Source organism: Azospirillum agricola, from assembly GCF_017876095.1.
GTDB classification, from domain to species: domain Bacteria; phylum Pseudomonadota; class Alphaproteobacteria; order Azospirillales; family Azospirillaceae; genus Azospirillum; species Azospirillum agricola.
Genome location: NZ_JAGINM010000005.1, coordinates 92,496 through 114,285, shown reverse-complemented (window position 1 = coordinate 114,285; position 21,790 = coordinate 92,496). Strand labels below are relative to the sequence as shown.

The following is a 21,790-nucleotide window of genomic DNA, read 5'->3' as shown; positions in this document are numbered from 1 at the left end:
GACCTTTCCCGCGCATGACCAACGGCTTGCTTCTCGTCCCGGCGCTGTACGGCGTCGCCATCGGCCTGTCCGCCCTGCTGCTGCGCGTGCTGCCCGCCGGCGCGCTGCCGCCGGCCGCCGGGGAGGAGGCGCGGGGGCGCTTCACCACCATCGACGGGCTGCGCGGCCTGCTGGCCTACGGCGTGTTCATCCACCACGGCGTCATCACCTGGAATTACCTCCACACCGGCCAATGGGCGCTGCCGGATCAGCGGTTGTTCATCCATCTCGGGCAGTCCGGCGTCGCCCTGTTCTTCATGGTCACGGCCTTCCTGTTCTGGACCAGGATTCTGGACGCACGGACGCCGACCGACTGGCTGGGCTTCGTGGTGTCGCGCTTCTACCGGCTCTACCCGGTCTATCTGCTGGCCGCGTCCTGTGTCGTGCTGATCGCCCTGGCCTCCACCGGCTTCTCGCCGGCGGTCGGCGCCGTGACGCTGCTCCGCTCGCTGGCCGGCTGGGCCAGCTTCAAGGCGCCGCCGGTCAACGGCATGGAGAATGCCGGGCAGATCGTCGCCTACGCGACCTGGTCGCTGCCCTACGAGCTGCTGTTCTACGCGGCGCTTCCCGGCCTGGCCTTCCTGTTCGCGGGCGCCCGGCGGAGCGGGCCGGCGCTGGCCTCGCTGGCGGCGACGCTGGCGGTCCTCCTCTATTTCCGGAGCTTCAACCCGGCTGTCCTCGCGGGATTCGGCGGCGGCTTCGCCGCGGCCTGCTGGATCCGCCGACCGGGGCTCGCCGCCTTCGCCCGCTCCCCGGCCGGCGCGCTCCTCGCCCTGGCCGGGTTGGCGTGCACCGTCGCCTTCTGCGACACGGCCTACGCGCCGCTGCCGATGCTTGGGCTGACCGTCGTCTTCCTCGCCGTCGCCTCCGGGCAGGGTTTCGGGGCGCTGCTGACGCGACGCCCCATCCTCTGGCTGGGGGAAATCAGCTACGGGGTCTATCTGCTGCACGGGATCGTGCTGTGGGTCGCCATCACCGGCAACGGCGCGCTGCCGGCCGCCGTGCGGAGCGACGGAACGCTTTACGCCGCCGTGCTCGCCCTGGTCGGTGGGCTGGTTGTGCTGGCGGCGAGCCTCGTGCATCTGACGGTGGAGCGTCCGGGGATCGCGCTCGGCCGGAAACAGCTCGCGCGGCTCAGGGCCAAAGCCGCCCAACGCGCCGGCCGCCGCGCGCTGGGGGCGGCCGACGCCTGAACGGCCGGCTCAGTTCCGTCCGGCCAGCGTGCCGGTCAGGCGGGTGCGGATGGCGGCGACGGCGCAATCCATCGGGCGGTCGGCGTCCGGCTTGACCGGGGTGTTGGCGACGTCCGGGCACATGTCCTCCATCGTCCAGACGCGCGGCGGCGGCGGCGGCGGGGCGTTGGCGTCGCAGGTCGCCGGGTCGGGGTGGGTTTCGTCGGCGTTGCCGTTGGCCGGCTTGACCTCCAGGTTGGGCGACACGCCGAAGCAGTCGACCAGCGCCCCCGACGGGCGGAAGTAGCGGGCCGTGGTCAGGCGGATGCCGGTGTCGGCGCTGAGCGACGAGATGGTCTGCACCGAGCCCTTGCCGTAGGAGCGGGTGCCGAACAGCAGCGCCCGGCCATGATCCTGCAACGCCCCGGCGACGATCTCCGAGGCGGAGGCCGAGCCGCTGTTGATCAGAACCACCACCGGCAGCCCGGCCAGCAGGTCGCCCGAGGTGCCGTGGTAGGCCCGCGTCTCGTCCGGGTCGCGGCCGCGCACGGTGACGATGTCCACCGCCTCCAGCAGCCGGTCGGCGACGTTCACCGCCTGCTCCAGCAGGCCGCCGGGGTTGTTGCGCAGGTCGATCACCGCCCCGGCCAGCCGGCCGCCCGACTGGTGGCGCATGTCCTCCACCGCGGCGTCGAGGGCCGAGCTGGTCTGCTGGTTGAAGGTGGCGATGCGGATGTAGGCGACGTCGCCCTCCAGCCGGTAGCGCACCGGGTGGATCTTGACGATGGCGCGGGTCAGCGAGACCCGGTTGGTGGGGTCGGCCGAGGGCGGGCGCCGCACGGTCAGGGCGACCGAGGTGCCGACCGGACCGCGCATGCGCGCCACCGCGTCCTGCAAGTTCAGGCCCTTGACCTGCACGTCGTCGATGCGGGCGATCAGGTCGCCGCTGCGCAGGCCGGCGCGGGCGGCGGGCGAGCCGTCGATGGGGGAGACGACGCGGATCAGCCCGCTCTCCTCGTCCATCGTCACCTCGATGCCCAGCCCGCCGAACTCGCCCTGGGTCTGTTCGCGCAGGTAGCGGTAGCGCTCGGAATCGAGGAAGCTGGAATAGGGATCGAGCCCGCCCAGCATGCTGTCCAGACCCGCCTCGGTCAGGGCGCGGTCGCTGGCGCGCGGGGTTTCGGCCTTCTTCTTCTGGACGCCGGTCAGCGCCTTGTCGACCAGCACCTGCGGGTCGTAGGGCTTCACATGCTCGGTCAGGACCCGCCGCATGGCGTCGGCGAACAGCACGTAGTTGCGGTCGGAGGGGGACAGGGTTCCGTAGCCGCGCGTCTTGGCGAACTCGGCGCGGTAGCGTTCGAGCGCCGCCACGGTGTCGGCCCGGCTGGTCGGGGCCACCGCGCAGGCCGGACCGATCGCCACCATCATCAGCAGCAAGGCCGCCAGCAATTTCGCCATCCTAGGCCCCTCTCGACTGGCCGGTCCGTCCGGCGGAATCCATCGCATCGTTCACGTGCACCAGGGGTTTCGCCAGCCGGGATTGTCGCTGCCGGGCATCGACCCTAGCACGGTGTCCGCCCATTCTCAAACTCCACCCCCACCGTCCCGGCGGGAGGTGTGAACGGGAAATGGGGCGCGCGGTCCCCATTGTCGCGCCCCCGGAAGGCGACGCGCACGGGCGTGAACGGATGTGCTCCTTCGTCGAAAGGGGGAGGCGTCAGTAGGCGCCGCTGCCCTTCACCATGACCCGCACGGTGCGCAGCATGATGGCGATGTCGCTCCAGAAGTTCCAGCCCACCACATAGGCGGTGTCGAGCTGGACCCGGCGCACGTAATCGACGTCGCTGCGCCCGCTGACCTGCCACAGCCCGGTCAGGCCGGGCCGGCATTGCGTGTAGAAGGGAAAGCAGGCGTGGTAGAAGGCGACCTCGTCGTCGACGATCGGGCGCGGGCCGACCAGACTCATCTCGCCGCGCAGGACGTTGAACAGCTGCGGCAGCTCGTCCAGGCTCGACCGGCGCAGGAAACGGCCGACTCCGGTGATGCGCGGATCGTTGCGCAGCTTGCGGGCGCTCTCCCATTCGGCGCGCGCCTCGGGATTCTCGGCCAGCAGGCGGTCGAGCACCTCGTCGGCGTTCACCACCATGGAGCGGAACTTCAGGCAGGTGAAGGGCCGCCCGTCGGCGCCGACGCGGCGGTGCCCGAACACCGCCGGCCCGCCGTCCTTGGCGACGAGCCAGGCGACCGCGATCATCAGCGGTCCGAACAGGACGATGAGACCCAGCGCGCCGACGACGTCGAAGCCGCGCTTGACGCGATGGCGGTGGAGCGGCTGGCCGCCGGGCAGGCGCGCCATCGCCTGGGCGGCCGACGCGGTTCCGGCCAGCCTGTCCGGGTCCAAACGGGGGGCGCCCAAACGGACGGTGGTGAGCAGTGCCATTGGAACCTCTCTTCGCGGATCGTCCGAGTCCGGGCATAGGATCATCCGAGAGAGGCAACGGCCAGAGCGCGAAAGGGGTCCTTCCGACGGCGCGTCCGGCGCGGCAACGACGGGGTAGCCCGGTGGGCGCCGGCCGTCCGCCGTTCCGTTTCAGCCGCCGGCGCTCCCCGCGCGGCCTGCGCCATCCTCCCCGACGACGCTGATGGCGCAGGCGACGCAGGGGTCGAGCAGGGCGGCCAGCAACCGCGCCCGCTCCGGCAGGTCCGGCCCGTCCGGCAGCCCGGCCAGCCCGCGCGCCAGCGGCCCGTCGGCGGCGAAGTTCCATTCCGTCGGCGCCACCGTGCGGAAATCGGCGATGCGCCCGTCGGGGCCGAGGCGCAGCCAGTGGGCGAGCCGGCCGCGCGCCGTCTCCACCACGCCGCAGCCGGCGCCGGCCCGCGCCGGCCCGAGCGCCAGGGGGGGGGCGGGCGCCACGCGCGCCAGCGCTCCGGCCATCCGCACGGGAAGCTCGGCCAGATCGGCGAGCCGCGCCGCCGCCAGCGCCGCCAGCCCGAAGCCGTGCCGCGCGGCCACCGAAGCGACCAGCGGGTGGCCGGCGCGGCGGGCCAGCGGTCCGGTGTGGGCGGGGGCGCCGTCCCGGTGCGGGCGGGACGAGAAGGCCGGATCGGCGGCCAGCCGTTCGCCGAACCAGGAGGGGCGGTCCTCGTCCAGGGCCGCGATCCCGACGGCCCCCTGACCGGCGAGGCCGGGGGCCAGCAGCCGCGCCGTCAGCCGGGCGGCGGCGGTGGCGCCGCGCGCAGCCCAGCCGGCGAGCGAGTCGAGATCGGCCGGGCGGGGGCCGGCGAAGACATGGGATCCGATCCAGCCGGCGATCCCCTCCACCGCGCGGCCGAGCGCCGCCGGGTCGGGGCGGAGCGATCCGCCGCCCGGCATCAGCCCGTCCCCGTCCGGATGAAGCGCTTTCCCGAGGGCCGCCACGGTGGCGCGCAGCGCGCGCAGGGACTGCGGATCCGGGGATTCGCCGAGCAGCTTCGGCCATTCCATGGCGATCTGCCACGCGTGGTTGTCGGCGGCCTCGGCGTCGAGCATCAGGGAGCGCGCCGCCGCGTGGCCCGAGGCCGAGGCGTCGACACCCAGCGCGGCCTCGCAGGCCAGGGCGGCGGCGAGACCCTGGGCGGTGCCGCACAGGCTGAAAAGCAGGGGCACCAGCCGGGCTGCCTCCTCCGGCCGGCGCCCGACCAGCGCCCGCGCCGCGGCGGTCGGGCGGCGGACCGCGACCTCGGCACGGCGGACCGCCCCGCCGGAGACGTGAAGACGGACCGACACGGCCCCTTCGATGGCGGAGGGCGCGCTCACGCGCGGCCTCCTTCCGAACGCGTGTCCGCGATCCGCATCGGTGAGTCAGGGTGCATGGGCAACAACGCTTCCACAGGTACCGGCGTCGGAAGGGCGGTCGACGCCCCGGTGCGGGCCGTCGGGTTGCAAATGGCGGGAAGGCCGGACGGGAGGTTCCCGTCCGGCCTTCTCCGGCCGCATCGCGTCGTCGTGCGAAACCGGTCAGGCCCGGCGCACCACCGACAGGAAGCTCGACACCTCGCTCGACAGGGTTTGGGATTCGCCGAGCAGGTTGCCGGCGGCCGTGAGCAGCTCCTCGGCGCTCGACCCGGTGTCGCGGGCCTGGCGCGACACGTCCTCGATGCTGGAGGTCACGGCGTGGGTGCCGGTCGAGGCCTCCTGCACGTTGCGGGCGATCTCGCGGGTGGCGGCCCCCTGCTGGCCGACCGCGTCGGACACCGTCGCGGTGATGTCGCTGATGCGGCGGATGGTGTCGACGATGGCCGAGATCGCTCCCACCGCCGCCTGGGTCTCGCCCTGGATGCCGGCGACCTGGGCCTGGATGTCCTCCGTGGCCTTGGCCGTCTGGCTGGCGAGATTCTTCACCTCGCTCGCCACCACGGCGAAGCCCTTGCCGGCCTCGCCGGCGCGCGCCGCCTCGATGGTCGCGTTCAGGGCCAGCAGGTTGGTCTGCGCCGCGATCGAGTTGATGAGTTCCACCACCTCGCCGATGCGGTTGGCGGCGTTGGCCAGCCCCTTCACCGTGTCGTTGGTCGATTGCGCCTCGCTCACCGCGCGCTGGGCGACCTGGGTCGCCTCGCCGACGTGGCGGCCGATCTCGCCGATCGAGGCGGACAGCTCCTCGGCGGCGGCGGCGACGGTCTCGACGTTGCTGGACGCCTGGACGGCGGCGCTCGACACGCTGCTGGCGGCCTCCTGGGTGCTTTCGGCGCTGCTGGTCAGCCGTTCGGCGTTGCCGCGCATGCGCGTCGCGGAGTCGTTGACCGCGCGCACCACCACGTCGATCTTGCCGGCGAAGCTGCGGGTCGCCGCGTCGATCTCGGCGTGGCGGCGGGCCTGCTGCTGCTCGGCCTCGCGCTGGCGCTCGGCCAGCGACTCGGCGTTGGCCAGCCCGTCGCGGAAGCCGGCGACGGCGCGGGCCATCGCGCCGATCTCGTCGGCCCGGCCGGTTTCCTCGACGACGGTGGCGTAGTTCCTGTGGCCAAGCGCGTCGATGGCGGAGGCGAGGTGCTGGAGCGCGCCCATCTGCCGCTTCACATAGACGAAGACGCCGGCGCTCAGCAGCAGCCCGACCAGCAGCGACACCCCGCCGATCCGCCAGCCCAGGGCGCCGATCAGCGCGTGGAACTCGCCCGAGGGCATGCCGACGGCGAAGGCGCCGATCGTCTTGCCCGACTGGTCCTTCAGCGGGACGTAGCTGACCAGATAGTTGACGCCGAGCACCGGGTATTCGCCGAGCAGGCTCTCGCCCTGTCCGACGACGCGCTGGTGGATGTCGTCCGGCATGCGGGAGCCGATGGCCCGGCTGCCGTCCTTGTTCACCAGCGTGGTGGCGATGCGCGTGCTGTCGCGGAACATGGTGACGGTGATGTTCAGCGCCGACTTGATGCGGTCGACATGCTCGAACGTGCCTTCCAGCGCGGTGTCGCCGACCATCAGCTTGCCGTCGGCGATGCGGTAGGGCTGGTTCCTCGGGTTCAGGATTTCCTTGGCGACCCGGATGTTCATGTCCTGCCGGTCGATTTCCTGACGCTTCAGGTCGGTGGCGATGAAATAGAGCGCCACGAACAGCGTCGAGGCACAACTCAGGATGGTGCCAAGCAGCGTCAGCGAGACGAGCTTGTGGGTGAAGGAGAGACGTTTCAGGAACTGGCCCATAGGAAGGCTCCCGCCCCGCTGCGGGGCGAGGCTTGTTTTGCAACGCAAAGGGAAAAACTTTAGTCCCTATAAAATATCAGAGCTTTCTCTTGGGCGGCAACATCGCAATTGTCGCAGCGCCGCAACCTTTAGAGGATATTGCCGAACGCCTGCATGGGAATGGCGGCGGCGCTCCGCTCCGTGTCGGGGGGAAGGGCGATGCCGAGCGGCCGGGCGAAGGCGCGCAGCCGTTCCAGCGCCTCGCCATAGCGCAGGTCGTCCAGCAGATTCGTGATGGCCGTGGCGAAGTCCGGGTGCGCCGGGGCGAGCCGCCCCTGGAGGTAGCGCCAGACATCCTCGGCGCGCAGGTCCGCCCGGTCGAGCAGCTCGGCCAGACGGCCGATCGCCTCCTCCAGCGTCGCGTCGATCGCCGGGTCGGGCGGCGACGGGATCATCGGCGCCAGCGTGGACAGCCGGTCGAGCAGGGCGGCCAGTTCCCCCGCCAGATCCGCCGTCAGCCGCTCGGCCGTGCGGGAATGGGCGTTGCGCAGCGCCTCCTCGACCCGGCCGGCGAGCAGCGACAGGTCGGTCGCCCCGATGTAGGCCGAGGACGAGCGCAGGGCGTGGGCCAGGAAGCGGATCCGCTCGGTCTGCCCGGTCGCGGCGGCCTCGGCCAGGGCTTGGGGATGGCCGGCGCAATCGCGCAGGAAGGTCCGGACCAGCCGGGAGAGCATGGCCGGGTCGCCGTCGACGCGGCGCAGCGCCCCGTCCCAGTCCAGCCCGGCCTGCCGCGCGGCGTCGCGCGCGGCCAGGCCCATGTCCCGGTTCGTATCGGTCCGGCCCGCATCGCCGCCGCCCCTGGCCGCGTCGGGCGCCGGATCCCGCGGCGTCCGGCGTCCGGCGAGACGGACCGGATCGATCAGCCGCAGCAGGGTGTCGAACAGCAGGTCGGGCTCGATGGGCTTGCTCAGATGCTCGTCCAGCCCGGCCGCCAGGCTCGTCCGCCGATCGCCGGACATCGCCTGGGCGGTCATGGCGACGATGGGCAGATCCAGGCAGCCGGGCAGGGCGCGAATGCGCCGGGTCGCCTCCAGCCCGTCCATCACCGGCATCTGGATGTCCATCAGAACGAGGTCGTAGTCGCCGCGCCCGGCCCGCTCCACCGCCTGGACCCCGTTTTCCGCCACGTCCACGGCGATGCGCGCCTCGGTCAGCAGATGCAGCGCCACCTCGCGGTTCAGGGCGTTGTCGTCGACCAGCAGCAGGCGGGCGCCGCGCAGCCGCGACAGGTCGCCGCGCTCCGCCACCGGGGTCGCGCTCCGCTCCTCCGGCCCTCCCAGCAGGGAGGTCAGCCGGTGGCGCAGCCGGCCGGGGCTGACCGGCTTCACCAGCACGCCGTCGGCCCCGCCGCCCGGATCCTGGACGAAGGCCGGCCGGTCGCGGTCGCCGCGCGCGTCGAGCGGCATCAGCGCCAGGATCGGAAGCCCGGCGGCCCGGCCGTTGTTGCGCAGCCGCTCGATGGTCTCCGGGCCGTCCCAGCCGGGCAGCCGCCAGTCGACCAGCGCCGCCGTCACCGGGCGCCCCTCCCTCGCCGCCTGTTCGACCGCCAGCAGCGCCGCCGGTCCCGAGGCGGCCTCCAGCGGTTCGGCGCCCAGCGCCGCGACCATCTCGACCAGGGCGGCGCGGGCGGTCGGATGGTCGTCCACCACCAGCACCCGCCCGCCCAGCGGCGGGGGCGGCGGGGTTTCGGGCGCGGCCAGCCCAAGCTCCACCGCGAAGCCGAAGCGGCTGCCCCGGCCCGGCTCGCTGCTGACCGCGATGCGGCCGCCCATCAGCTCGACCAGCTGCTTGCAGATGGTCAGGCCGAGGCCGGTGCCGCCGAAGCGGCGCGTCGTGGTGTCGTCGGCCTGGACGAAGGGCTGGAAGAGCCGGGCCTGCTGGGCGTGGTCGATGCCGATCCCGCTGTCGGCGACCGAGACCTCCAGCGTCACGCGATCGGCGCCGCCGGGGGCCGCCCCGACGGTCACCAGAATCTCGCCGCGCTCGGTGAATTTCAGGGCGTTGTTGATCAGGTTGGCGAGGATCTGCCCGAGCCGCAACGGATCGCCGACCAGCCGGTCCGGCGTGCCGGGGACGACGCGGATGACCACCTCGACCCCGTCCGCCCCGCCGTTGCCGACGATCAGGTCGCACAGCGGCTCCAGCACCTCGTCGAGGCTGAAGGGCTGCTCGGCGATCGTCACCTTGCCGGCCTCGATCTTCGAGAAGTCCAGCAGGTCGTTGATGATGCCGAGCAGCCGCCCGGCCGAGGCGTTGATCGTCTCCAGATAGCCGCGCTGCCCCGGTTCGACGGCCGACTTCAGGGCGATCCGGCCGATTCCGATGATGGCGTTCATCGGCGTGCGGATCTCGTGGCTGATCATGGCGAGGAAGCGCGACTTGGCGGCGTTGGCGCGGTCCGCCTCCTCCCTGGCGCCGATCATGGCGGTCTGGAGCCGCTTCATCTCGGTGATGTCGACGTGGGTGGTGTAGGCGATGCCGTCGACGCCGCGCTGCTGGGCGACCCGCAGCCAGCGGTCGCCCGGCAGCTCGACCTCGAAGGGGGCGCTGGGAAAGCGCTGCCGCTCCGTCAGCATCGCCGGCAGGCGCGAGCGGTTGCCGCGCCACACCAGCTCCAGCAGCTCCTCGAAGCTCAGCCCGATCAGGTCGGATTTCCGCGGCACGTCGTAAAGGAACAGGGCCTGCTCGTTGGCCTTGGCGATCCGGCCGTCGGGATCCAGCAGCAGCACGCCGTCGGCGACATGCTCCAGCAGCAGATCCTCGGCGTCGGCCTGGGCGCCGGGACGGTTCCACGGCGCCGCCCCGGTCGGCGAGGCGAGCGGGGTCCACACCCGGATGCGCCCTTCCGTCCCGGTCGGCAGCGAGGCGACGCGCAGCCATTGGCCGCGGTGCTGGAAGACGAAGGGCTGGGTCTGGGCGCGGTGGCGGGCGATGCCCCCGTCGATGTAGTCGTCGATCAGCGGCAGTTCGTCCACGGACAGCCGCGCCTGATAGAAGCGGCGCAGGTTGACGGAATAGTGCTCGCCCACCCGGATGTGGCCCTCATGCTCCGGGAACAGGGTCAGGAAGCTGCGGTTCCACAGCAGGGCATGGTCGCCGGAATCGAACAGGCAGAGGCCGACATTCACGCTGTCGAGCAACTCGGCCATCAGGGCGTAGGGGCCCGTGTCCATCGCCATGCAACCACCTTGTGACCATCCGCGCCAGCCGGCCCGCCCGGTTCCGTTTCGGCTGCGGGGTGTGACAGGCCTTGCGGAAAGGGTACAGCGCCGGTCGCCGATCGGCAAAACGCTTGATTGTGATCTATTGCCGCAACGATTGTTTCCGTTTCGTAAATGAACGAATCAGGGAATTCTGCAAGCATCGGGGCTTGGCGCCTTGACCGGATCTTGCGCGGTCTTGACGCGGCGGTCCCGGCCGCCTTCCCATGGGCAAGGCCGGAAATCCAGCGAGCGGGGAAACCATGACATCCGGTGTGGTCGAGCGGGGGGCCGATCAGGCGGCGGGGCCGACGGTCCGGCGGTTGCGGATCCGGGTGCGCGGTCGGGTGCAGGGGGTCGGTTTCCGCCCGCACGCCCATGCGCTGGCCGGCCGCTTCGGCCTGACCGGCTGGGTCCTGAACGACGGCGGGGGGGTGCTGCTGGAAATCCAGGGCGCCGCCATCGCCGCCTTCCTCGACGCCCTGACCGCGGAGGCGCCGCCGCTGGCCCGCGTCGACGCGGTGGAGGCCGTGTCCCGTCCGGTCCGGCCGGACGAGGAGGGCTTCGCCATCCGCCGCAGCGAGGCGGGAAGCGCCGTCACCACCGGCGTCGCTCCCGACGCGGCGGTCTGCCCGGCCTGCCTGTCGGAGCTGTTCGATCCGGCGGACCGGCGCTACCGCTACCCCTTCCTCAACTGCACCCATTGCGGGCCGCGCTTCACCATCACCCGCCGGCTTCCCTACGACCGGCCGCAGACGGCGATGGCGGGCTTTCCGCTCTGTCCGGCCTGCGCCGCCGAATACGCCGATCCGGCCGACCGCCGCTTCCACGCCCAGCCGACCGCCTGCCCGGACTGCGGCCCCCGCCTGTCGCATCCGCCCGAGGCGATCCTCGCCGCGCTGGCGGCCGGCCGGATCGTCGCGATCAAGGGGCTGGGCGGCTTCCATCTCGTCTGCGACGCCACCGACGCCGGGGCGGTCGAGCGGCTGCGCCGGGTCAAGCAGCGCAACGGCAAGCCCTTCGCCCTGATGGTCGCCAACGCCGCGTCGGCCGCGCGCCTCGTCCATCTCGACGCGGGCGAGCGGGCGCTGCTGGAGGGGGCCGCCCGCCCCATCACGCTGCTGCGCCGCCGCGACGACGCGCCGGAACTGGCGCCCGGCATCGCCCCGGGCATCGCTCCGGATATCGCCCCTGGCTTGGCGTGGCTCGGCGTCATGCTGCCCTACACGCCGATCCACTGGCTGCTGTTCCACGAGGCCGCCGGCCGGCCGGCCGGGACCGGCTGGGCGCGGGAGCCGCAACCCCTGGTTCTGGTGATGACCTCGGCCAATCCGGGCGGCGAGCCGCTCGCCATCGGCAACGAAGAGGCCCGGGCGCGGCTGGCCGGCATCGCCGACCTGATCGTCGATCACGACCGCGACATCGTCGTCCGCGCCGACGACAGCGTGGTCCGCCGGCTGGCCGGCGCTCCGGCCTTCCTGCGGCGGGGGCGCGGCCATGTGCCGGAGCCGATCCGGCTCGCCCGCGCCGTTCCGCCCGTGCTGGCGGTCGGCGGCCATCTGAAGAACACGGTCTGCGTAACGCGCGGCGACGAGGCGTTCCTGTCGCAGCACATCGGTGATCTCGACAACCCCGCGACGCTGGATTTCCTGGAGGAGACGGTCGCCCATCTGCTCCATGTCCTGGGGGTGGAGCCGGTGGCGGTCGCCCATGACCGGCACCCCGACTTCCACTCCACCCGCTTCGCCGGGCGCATGGGGCTGCCGACGGTCGCGGTCCAGCACCACCACGCCCATGTCGCCGCCGTGCTGGCCGAGCATCGGATCGATCCCCGGGACGAGGGGCCGGCGGTCGGCCTCGCGCTCGACGGGTTCGGGCTGGGGCCGGGGGGCGAATCCTGGGGGGGCGAGATGCTGCTGGTCGAGGGGGCGTCCTGCCGGCGTCTTGGCCATCTTGCGCCGCTGGCCCAGCCCGGCGGCGACCTCGCCGCCCGCCAGCCCTGGCGCATGGCGGCGGCGGTGCTGGTCCGCATGGGCCGGGCCGGCGAGATCGTCCCCCGCTTCGCCGCCCACGGCCCGGCCGAGGGGGTGCGGCGGATGATCGAGGGCGGCATCAACGCGCCGCCGACCAGCTCCTGCGGGCGTTGGTTCGACGCCGCCTGCGGCATCCTCGGCGTGCGTCCGGTCGCCGGCTTCGAGGGCGAGGCGCCGATGATCCTGGAATCGCTGGTCCGCCGGCCCCGCGTCGCGGACGGCGGGTGGCGGGTGGCGGACGGGGTGCTCGATCTCACGCCCCTGCTGGAGCGGCTGCTGGACGCCGCCGACGCGGCGGAGGGTGCGGAGCTGTTCCACGGCACGCTGACGGCCGCGCTGATCGACTGGTCCCTGCCGGCCCTGCGCGAGCATGGTCTGCGGCGGATCGTGCTGTCGGGAGGCTGCCTGATGAACGGGGTGCTGGCCGAGGGGCTGGCGGCGGGCTTCGCGGCGGCCGGGATCGAGGCGCTGCTGCCGCGGCAGGCCCCGGCCAACGACGGCGGCCTCAGCTTGGGGCAGGCCTGGGTCGCCTCGGCCGAAATCGGCGCCACGGAAATCGGAGGCGCGCGGGAATAGAAGCCCGGCGCGCGGCGTCCTGGGCTCGGAAAGCCGCGCCGGCACCGGGCTGGCGCGGACGCTGGGGAGTTTCACGGGATGATCGACAACGACACGCGCGTCGGCCGGATGGATCGGACGGCGGAGGGCGGACGGGACGCCCTGCTGCTGGCCGCCCGTGTCCTGCTGGGCGCGATCTTCGTCCAGAGCGGGTTCGGCAAGCTGATGGCGCTGGGCGGCTTCATCGCCGGGCTGGAGAGCCAGGGGGTGCCGATGGCGGCGGTGGCCGGCACCGTCGGGGCGGTGGTCGAATGCTTCGGCGGGCTGGCGGTGGTGCTGGGTGCCTGGACCCGGCTGGCCGCGCTGCTGGTCGCCGGCTTCACCGTCGCCGCCACGCTGATCGCCCACCGCTATTGGGACGCGGCGCCCGAGGCGATGAAGATGCAGCAGATCCAGTTCATGAAGAACCTCGCCATCATCGGCGGTTATCTGGCGCTGGTCGCGTCGGGCGCGGGGCGCTTCAGCGTCGACGGTTTCCGCGGCCCGCGCCGCTGATTGTCGCAACCGGTTGCCGGGCGTTGCCGGGCGGTCCATATCTGGCCCAGTCGTGAACTGCGCCGGTGGCCGGAATCGTCATGGGGTTGATGGGCAAGGGACGCCGCTCGGCGTTGGGGATGACGCTGGCCGGAGCAATGCTGACGCTGCTGCCGGGGGGCGCCGCGCGCGCCGAGGGCGCCGGGCCGGCGGCCGAGCTGGCGGCGAGGACCTGCGCGACGCTGGCGGCGCGGGTGGACGAGATCGCCGGCTCCGGCCCGGTGTTCCTGCGCAGCTACGACAACGCCTACGCCCCCGGCCCGACCTCCGAGCCGGCGCTGTCCATCGCCGCCTTCACCTACGACAACGCGCTGGCGGTCATCGCGCTGAACGGCTGCGGCAAGCGACCCCAGGCGCTGCGCATCGGCGAGGCGCTGCTGGACGCAGTGACGCTCGACCGCGCCGGCTACAAGGGCCGCCTGCGCAACACCTACCGGGCCGGCGCGCAGAAGCAGCGGCCGATCCCGCCGATGGGCTGGTGGGACGCCGTGGAGAACCGCTGGCTGGAGGACCCCTACCAGATCGGCACCGCCACCGGGAACGTCGCTTGGGCCGGGCTGGCGCTGGTGACGCTGGGCGAGGCGACCGGCGAGAAGCGTTTCCGCGACGGCGCCGCCGAACTGGCCCGCTGGGTCGCCGACAAGACCGCCGACCCGCGCGGGCCGGGCGGCTTCAACGGCGGGGTGCAGGGCTTCGACAACGCGCCGCAGCTCCTGACCTGGAAATCGACCGAGCACAACACCGATCTGGTCGCCCTGTTCGGCCGGCTCGGCAAGGGGTGGGAGGCTCCGGCCCAGGCGGCGCGCGGCTTCCTCGACGCCGCCTGGGCGGCCGGCAACGGGCATTTCCCGGTCGGCACGACGCCGGACGGGGTGACGATCAGCCACGCCACCTCGGGGCTCGACGCGCAGCTCTGGCCCCTGCTGCTGCGCGACGCGCCGGAGGCGTGGCGCGGCGCGCTGGCCTACGCCGAGCGGGCGCATGGGGTGGACGGTGGTTTCGACTTCAACGACGACCGCGACGGCGTCTGGGTGGAGGGCACCGCGCAGGCGGCGCTGACCTACCGGGCGCTTGGCCGGCGGGCCGACGCCGACCGGCTGTTCGCCGGGCTGCTGGAAGACATCAGCCCCGGCGGCTTCCTGTGGGCGACCCGCCCGGCGGTGCTGACCACCGGGCTGGCCATCGGTCCGGACAGCAAGACCGACGATTTCCTCTATTACCGCCGCCCGCATCTGGGAGCGACCGCCTGGGCCACGCTGGCGGCGCTGGGATTGAACCCCTTCACCGGAGCGCGGGTGCCCTGAGCGTTCCGGTAGGAGGGAGCGGGGTCCGTTCACACTCTCTTCCTTGCGTCATGACCGGGCTTGTCCCGGTCATCCACGCGCAAGCTTCAGGGGATGATTTGCGGCCGTGGATGCCCGGCACAAGGCCGGGCATGACGGGTGAGGGAAAGAGTGGCGGCAGTTCCTCCCCCGCCCAGCGGGGGAGGTTGGGTGGGGGCAAGACCCGGGCTCAGCCGGCCGGCTCCAGCGCCTTGGGCGAGGCCGGCTTGGCCGCCTTCGGTTCCGGCTCGTCGGCCGGGGCCTCGGCGTCCTTGAAGGTGCGCACGCCGCTGACCATCGTCGAGATGATCGACTGGCGGGACATGATGTCCTCGCGCACCGCAGCGTAAACGTGGACCATCACGAACAGGATGATCACCCACATGCCCAGATGGTGCCAGGTGTGGACGTCCTGGCTCTGGCCGAACAGCGGGATGACCCAGCCGAACAGCCGGTCCTGCCAGCTGTCCACCCCGGCCCCCTCGCCGTAGAGCGCGAAGCCGGTCACGATCATGAAGACGCTGCCGACCGCGATGGTCCAGAACATGGCGAACTGGGCCAGCGGGTTGTGCCCGACATAGAGCTTCGGCTTGCGCTCCAGGAACAGGTACCAGCGCGCCTCCAGGAACAGCTCGCCCCACCAGTGGCCGTCCCAGAAGGGGAAGCGGAACAGCTGCTTGGCGTGGTGGTTGCCGGCGAAGGCCCAGTAGAGCCGGCCGAGGAAGCCGATCGCGAAGATGTAGCCCGCCGCGAAATGGGCGAAGCGGATGTAGCCCATCAGGTAGTTGGCGCTGGCCTCGCCGGGCATGCTCGGCAGCGGGCTGCCGATCAGATAGCCGGTGACGGCCAGCACGGTGATGGCGAGCGCGTTGACCCAGTGCCACAGGCGCACCGGGACCTCGTACACGTAGATCGCCTTCAGGAAGCGCGCGGGCGCCGCCGGGGCGGACGGATCCTCCGCCCCCCCCGGCGCCGCGCCGTCCCGTTTCCCGTGGTCGAGAGGTGCCATGGCGAAACCCTCCGGTCTGGGATCAGCGCACGGTGACGCGGGCCAGCTCGGCCCCGTCCGGCGCCATCACGTGGGTCGAGCAGGCGAGGCAGGGGTCGAAGCTGTGCAGGGTGCGCAGGATCTCGACCGGCTCGTCCGGACGCTCCATCGGCGTGTTGAGCAGTGACGCCTCGAAGGCGCCGATGTTGCCCTTGGGATCGCGCGGGCTGCCGTTCCAGGTCGAGGGAACGACGCACTGGTAGTTCTCGATCTTGCCGTCCTTGATCTTGATCCAGTGGCCGAGTCCGCCGCGCGGCGCCGCGACGACGCCGACGCCCTTGGCCTCCTTCGGCCAGCTCTTGGGATCCCACTTCTCGACGTTGGCGGTGGCGGTGTCGCCGGCCTTGATGTTGGCGACGAGGCTGTGCCAGTCGTCCAGCATCATGGTCGCGCAGTACTGCGCCTCCAGCGCGCGGGCGAGCGTGCGGCCGATGGTGGTCGGCAGCGCCTGCTGCGGCGTGAAGCTGGTGCCCGACAGGCTGTTGAAGCGGCCGAGCGAATCGGTGATCTGGTCGCGCACGTAGGTGACGTTCTGGGCGTAGGCCAGGATGTAGCGGGGCAGGGGGCCGACCTCCACCGCGTGGCCGCGCCAGCGCGGCGCCTTGATCCAGGAGTATTTGGCCGCCTCGTCCAGCTCCTTGATGTCGGTGCGGCTGCCCTTGGTGTTGGGGCCCAGTTCGAACTTCGCCTCGGTGACGCCGTCCCAGGGATGCAGGCCCTTGTTCTCGTCCTCGTAGCTGTACCAGCTGTGGGCGACGAACTCCTGCACCTGCGCCGGGTCGCGCGGGTCGATCGGGTGCACCTCGTTCCAGTTGCCGTTCAGGATGACGCCGCCGGGAAGCTGGCAGGTCGAGCGGTCGTAGGGGACCTTCTCGTAGTCGCCGTAATCCATCACGTTGGTGGCCGACAGCCCGCCGCCGTAGAGCCAGCCCTTGTAGAAGCTGGCGATGGCCAGGACGTCGGGGATGTAGACGTTGTCGATGAAGGCGGCGGCCTCCTGCATGCGGGCCAGAACGAAGTTCAGCCGCTCCATGTTGACCGGCGCGCCGGCCGCTCCGGTCCCCTCCATGTTGATGGCGCAGGGCACGCCGCCGACCATGTAGTTGGGGTGCGGGTTCTTGCCGCCGAACACCGCGTGGATCTTGACGATGTCCTTCTGGAGGTCGAGCGCCTCCAGGTAATGCGTGACCGCCATCAGGTCGGCCTCGGGCGGCAGCTTGTAGGCCGGGTTGTCCCAGTAGCCGTTCTTGAAGATGCCGAGCTGGCCCGATTCCACGAACTTCTTCAGCCGGTTCTGCACGTCGCGGAAATAGCCGGGGCTGGATTTCGGGTGGCGCGGCGACACCGACTGCTGGAGCGCCGAGGTCGCCTGCGGGTCGGCCTTCAGCGCGTTGACCGGGTTGACCCAGTCGAGCGCGTGCAGATGGTAGAAATGGACGATGTGGTCATGGACCTGCAACGTCTTCGCCATGATCTCGCGGATCAGGTGGGCGTTCTTCGGAATGCGGATCCCGAGCGCGTCCTCGACCGCGCGGACCGAGGTCAGGGCGTGGCAGCCGGTGCAGACGCCGCAGATGCGCTCGACGAAGGCCCAGGCGTCGCGCGGGTCGCGACCCTTGAGGATGACCTCCAGCCCGCGCCACATGGTGCCGGTCGAGACGGCGTTGCGGATGATGTTGTCGGAATCGACGTTCACCTCGCAGCGCATGTGCCCCTCGATGCGCGTCACCGGATCGACGACGATGCGCCGGCCGCCATTGTCGAGGGCGAAGCCGTTGGGGGTTTGCAGAACGGCCATGGTCAGACGTCTCCCTTGTGCTGCGCGCGCTTCAGGGCGCTGACCGCCGCGTGCGCGGCGATGACTCCGCCGACGCCGATGGCGGCGGTGGCGCCGACCTGATCGGCGTTGGCCTCGATCCCGAACTGGTGGAAATCGGACAGGCGGGCGTACCAGGACCCCTTGTCCCAGAAGCCGTCCTCCGAGCAGCCGATGCAGCCGTGGCCGGCCTGGATGGGGAAGCTGGTCCCCTCGTTCCAGCGCACGGTGGAGCAGGCGTTGTAGGTCGTCGGACCCTTGCAGCCGACCTTGTAGAGGCAATGGCCCTTGCGCGCGCCCTCGTCGTCGAAGGCCTCGACGAACTGGCCGGCGTCGAAATGCGGCCGGCGGTAGCATTTGTCGTGGATGCGCTGGCTGTAGAACATCTTCGGGCGGCCCTGGCGGTCCAGCTCCGGGATGCGGTCGAAGGTCAGCATGTAGGTGATGACGCCGGTCATCACCTCGGCGATCGGCGGGCAGCCGGGCACCTTGATGATCGGCTTGTCGGTGATGACCTCGTGCACCGGGGTGGCGCGCGTCGGGTTGGGCCGCGCCGCCTGGACGCAGCCGAAGCTGGCGCAGGAGCCCCAGGAGATGATCGCCTTGGCGTCGCGCGACACCTTGCGCAGCTGGTCGAGGAAGGGCTTGCCGCCGATGATGCAGGACATGCCGTCCTGGTTCAGCGGCGGGTTGCCCTCCACCGCCAGGATGTAGTTGCCCTTGTACTTCTCCATCACCTCGTCGAGGATCGCCTCGGCCTGATGACCGGCGGCGGCCATCAGCGTGTCGTCGTAGTCGAGCGAGATCATCGACAGCACCACGTCCTTCACCAGCGGGTGCGCCGAGCGGATGAAGGATTCGGAGCAGCAGGTGCATTCCAGCCCGTGCAGCCACAGCACCGGGGTGCGCGGCTTGGTCTCCATGGCGTGGACGATCTGCGGCACCAGCTCCGGCCCCAGCCCGAGGGCGGCGGCCGTGAGCGAACAGTATTTCAGGAACGAGCGGCGGGTGATGCCCTGCCGCCGCATGACCTCGTAGAAGGTCTCCAGCGCAGCCATTCGGAATGTCCTCTCCCAACGTGGCGCGGCGTTTGGGAGGGCCGCCGCGCCCTTCTCGGAAGGGGTAGAGGCAACATTCGTGCCGATATACGAACAATCGGCGCGGCAATGGTTGGGAGTGTTCCGGAGCGCCGCCGGCTGGCAAGCGGCTGTCCGGAATGGCCGTGGCGGTGGAAGCGGCGTTGCCGGTGGCTGGGAAGGTCCCTTCGGGTCGGACTCAGGCGGCGGACAAGAGGGCGTCGAGGATGGTCCGGCGCTGCGCGTTCAGGAAGAAATGATCGCCGGGCAGGCGGTGCAGCGCGAAGCCGGCGCCGGCCAGCCGCTCCCACTCGGCCACGGCCTCGACCGGGACCTCGGCGTCGCCGGTGCCGGCGAAGGCGACCAGCGGGATCGGCAGCGGCGCGGGGGCCGGCTCGAAGAAGCGGTCGGACATGCCGAAGTCGGCGCGCAGCAGCGGCACCATCAGCTCCATCAGCTCGGCCGAGGCCAGCACCTCGGGCGGGGTGCCGCCCAGCGCGTGCAGCTTGTCGCGGAACTCGGCCTCGCTCAGATCCTGGGTGGCGGTGCGGCGCAGCGTCACCTGCGGCGCGCGGCGTCCCGAGACGGCGAGCAGGCGCGGCGGGTGGCCGCGCCCGATCAGCGCGCGGGCGGTGGCGTAGGCCAGCGCGGCGCCCAGCGAATGGCCGAACAGGATCAGCGGCCGGTCGAGGCGTCCGCCCAAGCGTTCGGTCAGCGCCTCAAGGACCGGCGGAACCGCCTCCGCCACCGTCGTCAGACAGGGTTCGCCGAAGCGGTGCTCGCGGCCGGGCAGGCGGACGGCGAGGAGCTCGTCCTCCGGTCCGGCGTCGCGGTGCCAGTCGCGGAACAGGGCGGCCCCGGCCCCGGCGTAGGGGAAGCACAGCAGGATCCGGCGTGGATGGGCGACGGGGCGGAAGCTGTGCAGCCAACGGTTCGCGGTCGAGGCGTTCACGGTCATGGTTCCTGGGCCAACCCTGAAATTCGTGGATGGGGCACGCGTCGCCGGAGTTGCGCGATCCCACGCATCAGAAAGGTTGGAAACCGTCGCTTGTCAAACGCTTCTCACGCCAGCGCCCCGGCGGCCCGGACGGTTTCAGCCTCCTGCGGGGCGACGAAGCGCCCGGCCGGCAGCACCACCGTCGCCGTGGTGCCGCGCCCCAGCACGCTGGTCAGGCCGAGGCTGCCCTGGTGCATCTCGACCAGCGACTTGACCAGCCCCAGCCCCAGCCCGGTTCCGGCGTAGCGCCGGGTGTGGGAGTTGTCGACCTGATGGAACGGCTCCAGCACCTGCTCCAGCTCGCCTTGCGGGATGCCGATCCCGGTGTCGGTGACGCGCAGGCGCAAATCCAGCTGGGCCCGGTCGGCGATGACGACGATGTGGCCGCCGGCCGGCGTGAACTTCACGGCGTTCGACAGCAGGTTCAGCAGGATCTGCCGCAAGGCCCGCTCGTCGGCCAGCAGGTCCGGCAGATCGGGGTCCAGCGAGACGGAGAGCCCGATTCCCTTCTGCACCGCCAGCGGCTCGATCTGGCGCAGGCATTGTCCGACGACCGCGCGGACCGCCAGCCGTTCCTCGTGCAGGACGTACTTGCCCGATTCGATCTTGGTGGTGTCGAGGATGTCGTTGATCAGGCTCAGCAGATGCAGGCCGGAGCGCCGGATGTCCGACACATACTCCGTCTGCTTGGCCGACATGGCGCCGAAGATGCCGCTCTCCAGCGCCTCGGCGAAACCGATGACGGCGTTCAGCGGGGTGCGCAGCTCATGGCTCATGTTGGCGAGGAACCGGGTCTTCGCCTGGTTGGAGGAATCGGACGCCTGCTTGGCGGCGATCAGTTCGGCCTCCGCCCGGTGACGGGCGGCGATGTCGAGAATCAGCCGGCGCTGGCTGTCGCGCAGGGCGCCCTCGCTGGCCTGGAGATCCTCCAGCATCCGCTCGCGGCGGCCGGCCTCGCGGACCAGCGTCAGGGTCAGAAGCCCCAGCATCAGGCTGGCGCCGAGCGCCGCCGCCAGTTCCACCACCGCGCGCATCCGCCAGGGAGCGAGCACCGCGTCGCGGGCCAGCGACACCGTGACCACCAGCGGAACCTCGGACGATGTCCGGTGGCTGGAGATGCGGTCCGTTCCCTCGTCCCGCCCGCCCGCCCCGTCCCGGACCGGGCGGCCGACGAAGCGCTCATGGTCGGGAAAGCGCGCCACCACCGGACCGTCGGCGTGGTGGAGCGTCACCACCGCGTCGTTGCGCAGCTTCAGCGATTCGTAGAAGCCGCGGAAGGCCGCCGGCTCGACGACGGCGACGGCGACTCCGGCGAAGCGCCCGTCGGGCGTCTCCAGCCGGCGGCTCATGCTGACGAACCAGGCGCCGGACGTGCGTCCCTCCACCGGAACGCCGAGATAGACGGTGCCGGCCGGCCCGTCGCGGTGGGCCAGCAGATAGTCGCGGTCGGACAGGTCGAGGTCGGCGGGTTCCAGCGTGTCGGTGTCGTGGATCAGCCGCCCGTCGGCCGACACCACCAGCAGGGCGCGGGTCAGCGGCGAGAGGGCGAGCTGGCGCCGCAGCAGCGCGTGCACCTCGGGCGCGCCGCGGGTCCAGCGGTCGCCGCGCACCGCCAGCACCTCGGCGACTCCCGCCAGGGTCTTGGCGACCCCGGAAAAGCTGTCGGTGGCGTGGCGTTCGAGGACGAGGGCCAGCGACTGCGTCTCGTCGCGCGCCTGGTCGACCAGGGTGCCGTGCTCGCGCAGCAGGTCGTAGCCGATCATGGCGTTGAGGCCGAGGATCAGCACCACCCCGAACGCGCTCATGCCGCCCTTGAGCCGTGAAAACACGCGGAGCCCCGTGCTGTTGAAGGGCGTCGAGGTCAGGGCCGGTCCGCCCGGAGGCGGGACGGCGCTCCATGAAAGCAAAGCGGACGCGGCGGCGCAACCGGGCTCGGCCCTGATCGGGGCCGGGTCAGGACCCCCGATCGGGATCCACCACCGTGAGCGCGATGACGTCGGAGTCGATCAGCACCTTGCCGGCATGCTCGAAATTGACGGTGACGCGGTTGCGGATGGCCGACTGCACCTGGCCCAGCCCCCAGTCGGGCTGGCTCGGGTGGCGCACCCAGGCGCCGGGAACCAGGGAATCGTCCATCGCGCATCCTTTCCGGAACTCGAATCGCTGTGTCGATGGTAGGATATCGGATATGGATCCGGGTGCGCACGCGGCAATCGCCGCCGCGA

General features: G+C 71.7%; 15 protein-coding genes. 4 read left to right on the top strand and 11 right to left on the bottom strand.

Going from position 1 to position 21,790, the window contains the following annotated elements; all coding sequences use genetic code 11:
- The first annotated feature begins 14 nt into the window (after window positions 1–14).
- Window positions 15–1,232, top strand: a complete 1,218-nt coding sequence (locus J2847_RS08910; protein ID WP_209778661.1) for an acyltransferase family protein — start codon at window positions 15–17, stop codon at window positions 1,230–1,232.
- Between the two features lie 9 nt (window positions 1,233–1,241).
- Here the strand turns inward: J2847_RS08910 and J2847_RS08905 are convergent, their stop codons facing one another.
- The 5 genes from J2847_RS08905 to J2847_RS08885 all read right to left on the bottom strand — a co-directional run bounded on the left by J2847_RS08905 (window position 1,242) and on the right by J2847_RS08885 (window position 10,103).
- A complete protein-coding gene (locus J2847_RS08905; protein WP_209778660.1) occupies window positions 1,242–2,669 on the bottom strand; it encodes a S41 family peptidase in 1,428 nt (475 codons plus the stop codon).
- 259 nt (window positions 2,670–2,928) lie between these two features.
- Window positions 2,929–3,651 (bottom strand): sugar transferase, encoded by a 723-nt coding sequence (locus J2847_RS08900; RefSeq protein WP_209778659.1) that lies wholly within the window; start codon window positions 3,649–3,651, stop codon window positions 2,929–2,931.
- 150 nt (window positions 3,652–3,801) lie between these two features.
- Window positions 3,802–5,007: a nickel-dependent hydrogenase large subunit gene (locus J2847_RS34810; protein WP_209778658.1), complete on the bottom strand. Its 1,206-nt coding sequence runs from the start codon at window positions 5,005–5,007 to the stop codon at window positions 3,802–3,804.
- A gap of 201 nt (window positions 5,008–5,208) precedes the next feature.
- Window positions 5,209–6,885: a methyl-accepting chemotaxis protein gene (locus J2847_RS08890; RefSeq protein WP_085552639.1), complete on the bottom strand. Its 1,677-nt coding sequence runs from the start codon at window positions 6,883–6,885 to the stop codon at window positions 5,209–5,211.
- Between the two features lie 128 nt (window positions 6,886–7,013).
- Window positions 7,014–10,103 carry a response regulator gene (locus tag J2847_RS08885; RefSeq protein ID WP_209778657.1) on the bottom strand — a complete coding sequence of 1,030 codons (3,090 nt, stop codon included), beginning with the start codon at window positions 10,101–10,103 and terminating at the stop codon, window positions 7,014–7,016.
- A 284-nt stretch (window positions 10,104–10,387) separates the two neighbouring features.
- Here J2847_RS08885 and hypF point away from each other — a divergent pair, with 284 nt between their 5' ends.
- The 3 genes from hypF (at window position 10,388) to J2847_RS08870 (ending at window position 14,610) form a co-directional block, all read left to right on the top strand.
- A complete protein-coding gene (hypF, locus tag J2847_RS08880) occupies window positions 10,388–12,733 on the top strand; it encodes a carbamoyltransferase HypF (RefSeq protein WP_209778656.1) in 2,346 nt (781 codons plus the stop codon).
- 78 nt (window positions 12,734–12,811) lie between these two features.
- Window positions 12,812–13,267, top strand: coding sequence for a DoxX family protein (locus J2847_RS08875; protein ID WP_209778655.1), 456 nt, complete (start codon window positions 12,812–12,814; stop codon window positions 13,265–13,267).
- A gap of 65 nt (window positions 13,268–13,332) precedes the next feature.
- On the top strand, window positions 13,333–14,610 hold the full coding sequence (locus J2847_RS08870; RefSeq protein ID WP_325169350.1) for a hypothetical protein: 1,278 nt from the start codon (window positions 13,333–13,335) through the stop codon (window positions 14,608–14,610).
- A gap of 208 nt (window positions 14,611–14,818) precedes the next feature.
- Here the strand turns inward: J2847_RS08870 and cybH are convergent, their stop codons facing one another.
- The 6 genes from cybH to J2847_RS08840 form a co-directional block, all read right to left on the bottom strand.
- Window positions 14,819–15,637 (bottom strand): Ni/Fe-hydrogenase, b-type cytochrome subunit, encoded by an 819-nt coding sequence (cybH, locus tag J2847_RS08865; protein WP_209778654.1) that lies wholly within the window; start codon window positions 15,635–15,637, stop codon window positions 14,819–14,821.
- Between the two features lie 22 nt (window positions 15,638–15,659).
- Complete coding sequence (locus J2847_RS08860; RefSeq protein WP_209778653.1) at window positions 15,660–17,474, bottom strand: nickel-dependent hydrogenase large subunit; 1,815 nt, start codon at window positions 17,472–17,474, stop codon at window positions 15,660–15,662.
- A 2-nt stretch (window positions 17,475–17,476) separates the two neighbouring features.
- A complete protein-coding gene (locus J2847_RS08855; protein WP_179166032.1) occupies window positions 17,477–18,550 on the bottom strand; it encodes a hydrogenase small subunit in 1,074 nt (357 codons plus the stop codon).
- A 217-nt stretch (window positions 18,551–18,767) separates the two neighbouring features.
- Window positions 18,768–19,520 (bottom strand): thioesterase II family protein, encoded by a 753-nt coding sequence (locus J2847_RS08850; RefSeq protein ID WP_209778652.1) that lies wholly within the window; start codon window positions 19,518–19,520, stop codon window positions 18,768–18,770.
- 110 nt (window positions 19,521–19,630) lie between these two features.
- Window positions 19,631–21,370 carry a sensor histidine kinase gene (locus J2847_RS08845; protein ID WP_209778651.1) on the bottom strand — a complete coding sequence of 580 codons (1,740 nt, stop codon included), beginning with the start codon at window positions 21,368–21,370 and terminating at the stop codon, window positions 19,631–19,633.
- Between the two features lie 148 nt (window positions 21,371–21,518).
- Complete coding sequence (locus J2847_RS08840; protein WP_209778650.1) at window positions 21,519–21,701, bottom strand: DUF3553 domain-containing protein; 183 nt, start codon at window positions 21,699–21,701, stop codon at window positions 21,519–21,521.
- Window positions 21,702–21,790: the final 89 nt, after the last annotated feature.

Coding starts and splice junctions, on each gene's coding strand:
- J2847_RS08910 (WP_209778661.1), top strand. CDS start 15: ATGACCAACGGCTTGCTTCTCGTCCCGGCGCTGTACGGCGTCGCCATC.
- J2847_RS08905 (WP_209778660.1), bottom strand. CDS start 2,669: ATGGCGAAATTGCTGGCGGCCTTGCTGCTGATGATGGTGGCGATCGGT.
- J2847_RS08900 (WP_209778659.1), bottom strand. CDS start 3,651: ATGGCACTGCTCACCACCGTCCGTTTGGGCGCCCCCCGTTTGGACCCG.
- J2847_RS08890 (WP_085552639.1), bottom strand. CDS start 6,885: ATGGGCCAGTTCCTGAAACGTCTCTCCTTCACCCACAAGCTCGTCTCG.
- J2847_RS08885 (WP_209778657.1), bottom strand. CDS start 10,103: ATGGCGATGGACACGGGCCCCTACGCCCTGATGGCCGAGTTGCTCGAC.
- hypF (WP_209778656.1), top strand. CDS start 10,388: ATGACATCCGGTGTGGTCGAGCGGGGGGCCGATCAGGCGGCGGGGCCG.
- J2847_RS08875 (WP_209778655.1), top strand. CDS start 12,812: ATGATCGACAACGACACGCGCGTCGGCCGGATGGATCGGACGGCGGAG.
- cybH (WP_209778654.1), bottom strand. CDS start 15,637: ATGGCACCTCTCGACCACGGGAAACGGGACGGCGCGGCGCCGGGGGGG.
- J2847_RS08860 (WP_209778653.1), bottom strand. CDS start 17,474: ATGGCCGTTCTGCAAACCCCCAACGGCTTCGCCCTCGACAATGGCGGC.
- J2847_RS08855 (WP_179166032.1), bottom strand. CDS start 18,550: ATGGCTGCGCTGGAGACCTTCTACGAGGTCATGCGGCGGCAGGGCATC.
- J2847_RS08845 (WP_209778651.1), bottom strand. CDS start 21,370: ATGAGCGCGTTCGGGGTGGTGCTGATCCTCGGCCTCAACGCCATGATC.
- J2847_RS08840 (WP_209778650.1), bottom strand. CDS start 21,701: ATGGACGATTCCCTGGTTCCCGGCGCCTGGGTGCGCCACCCGAGCCAG.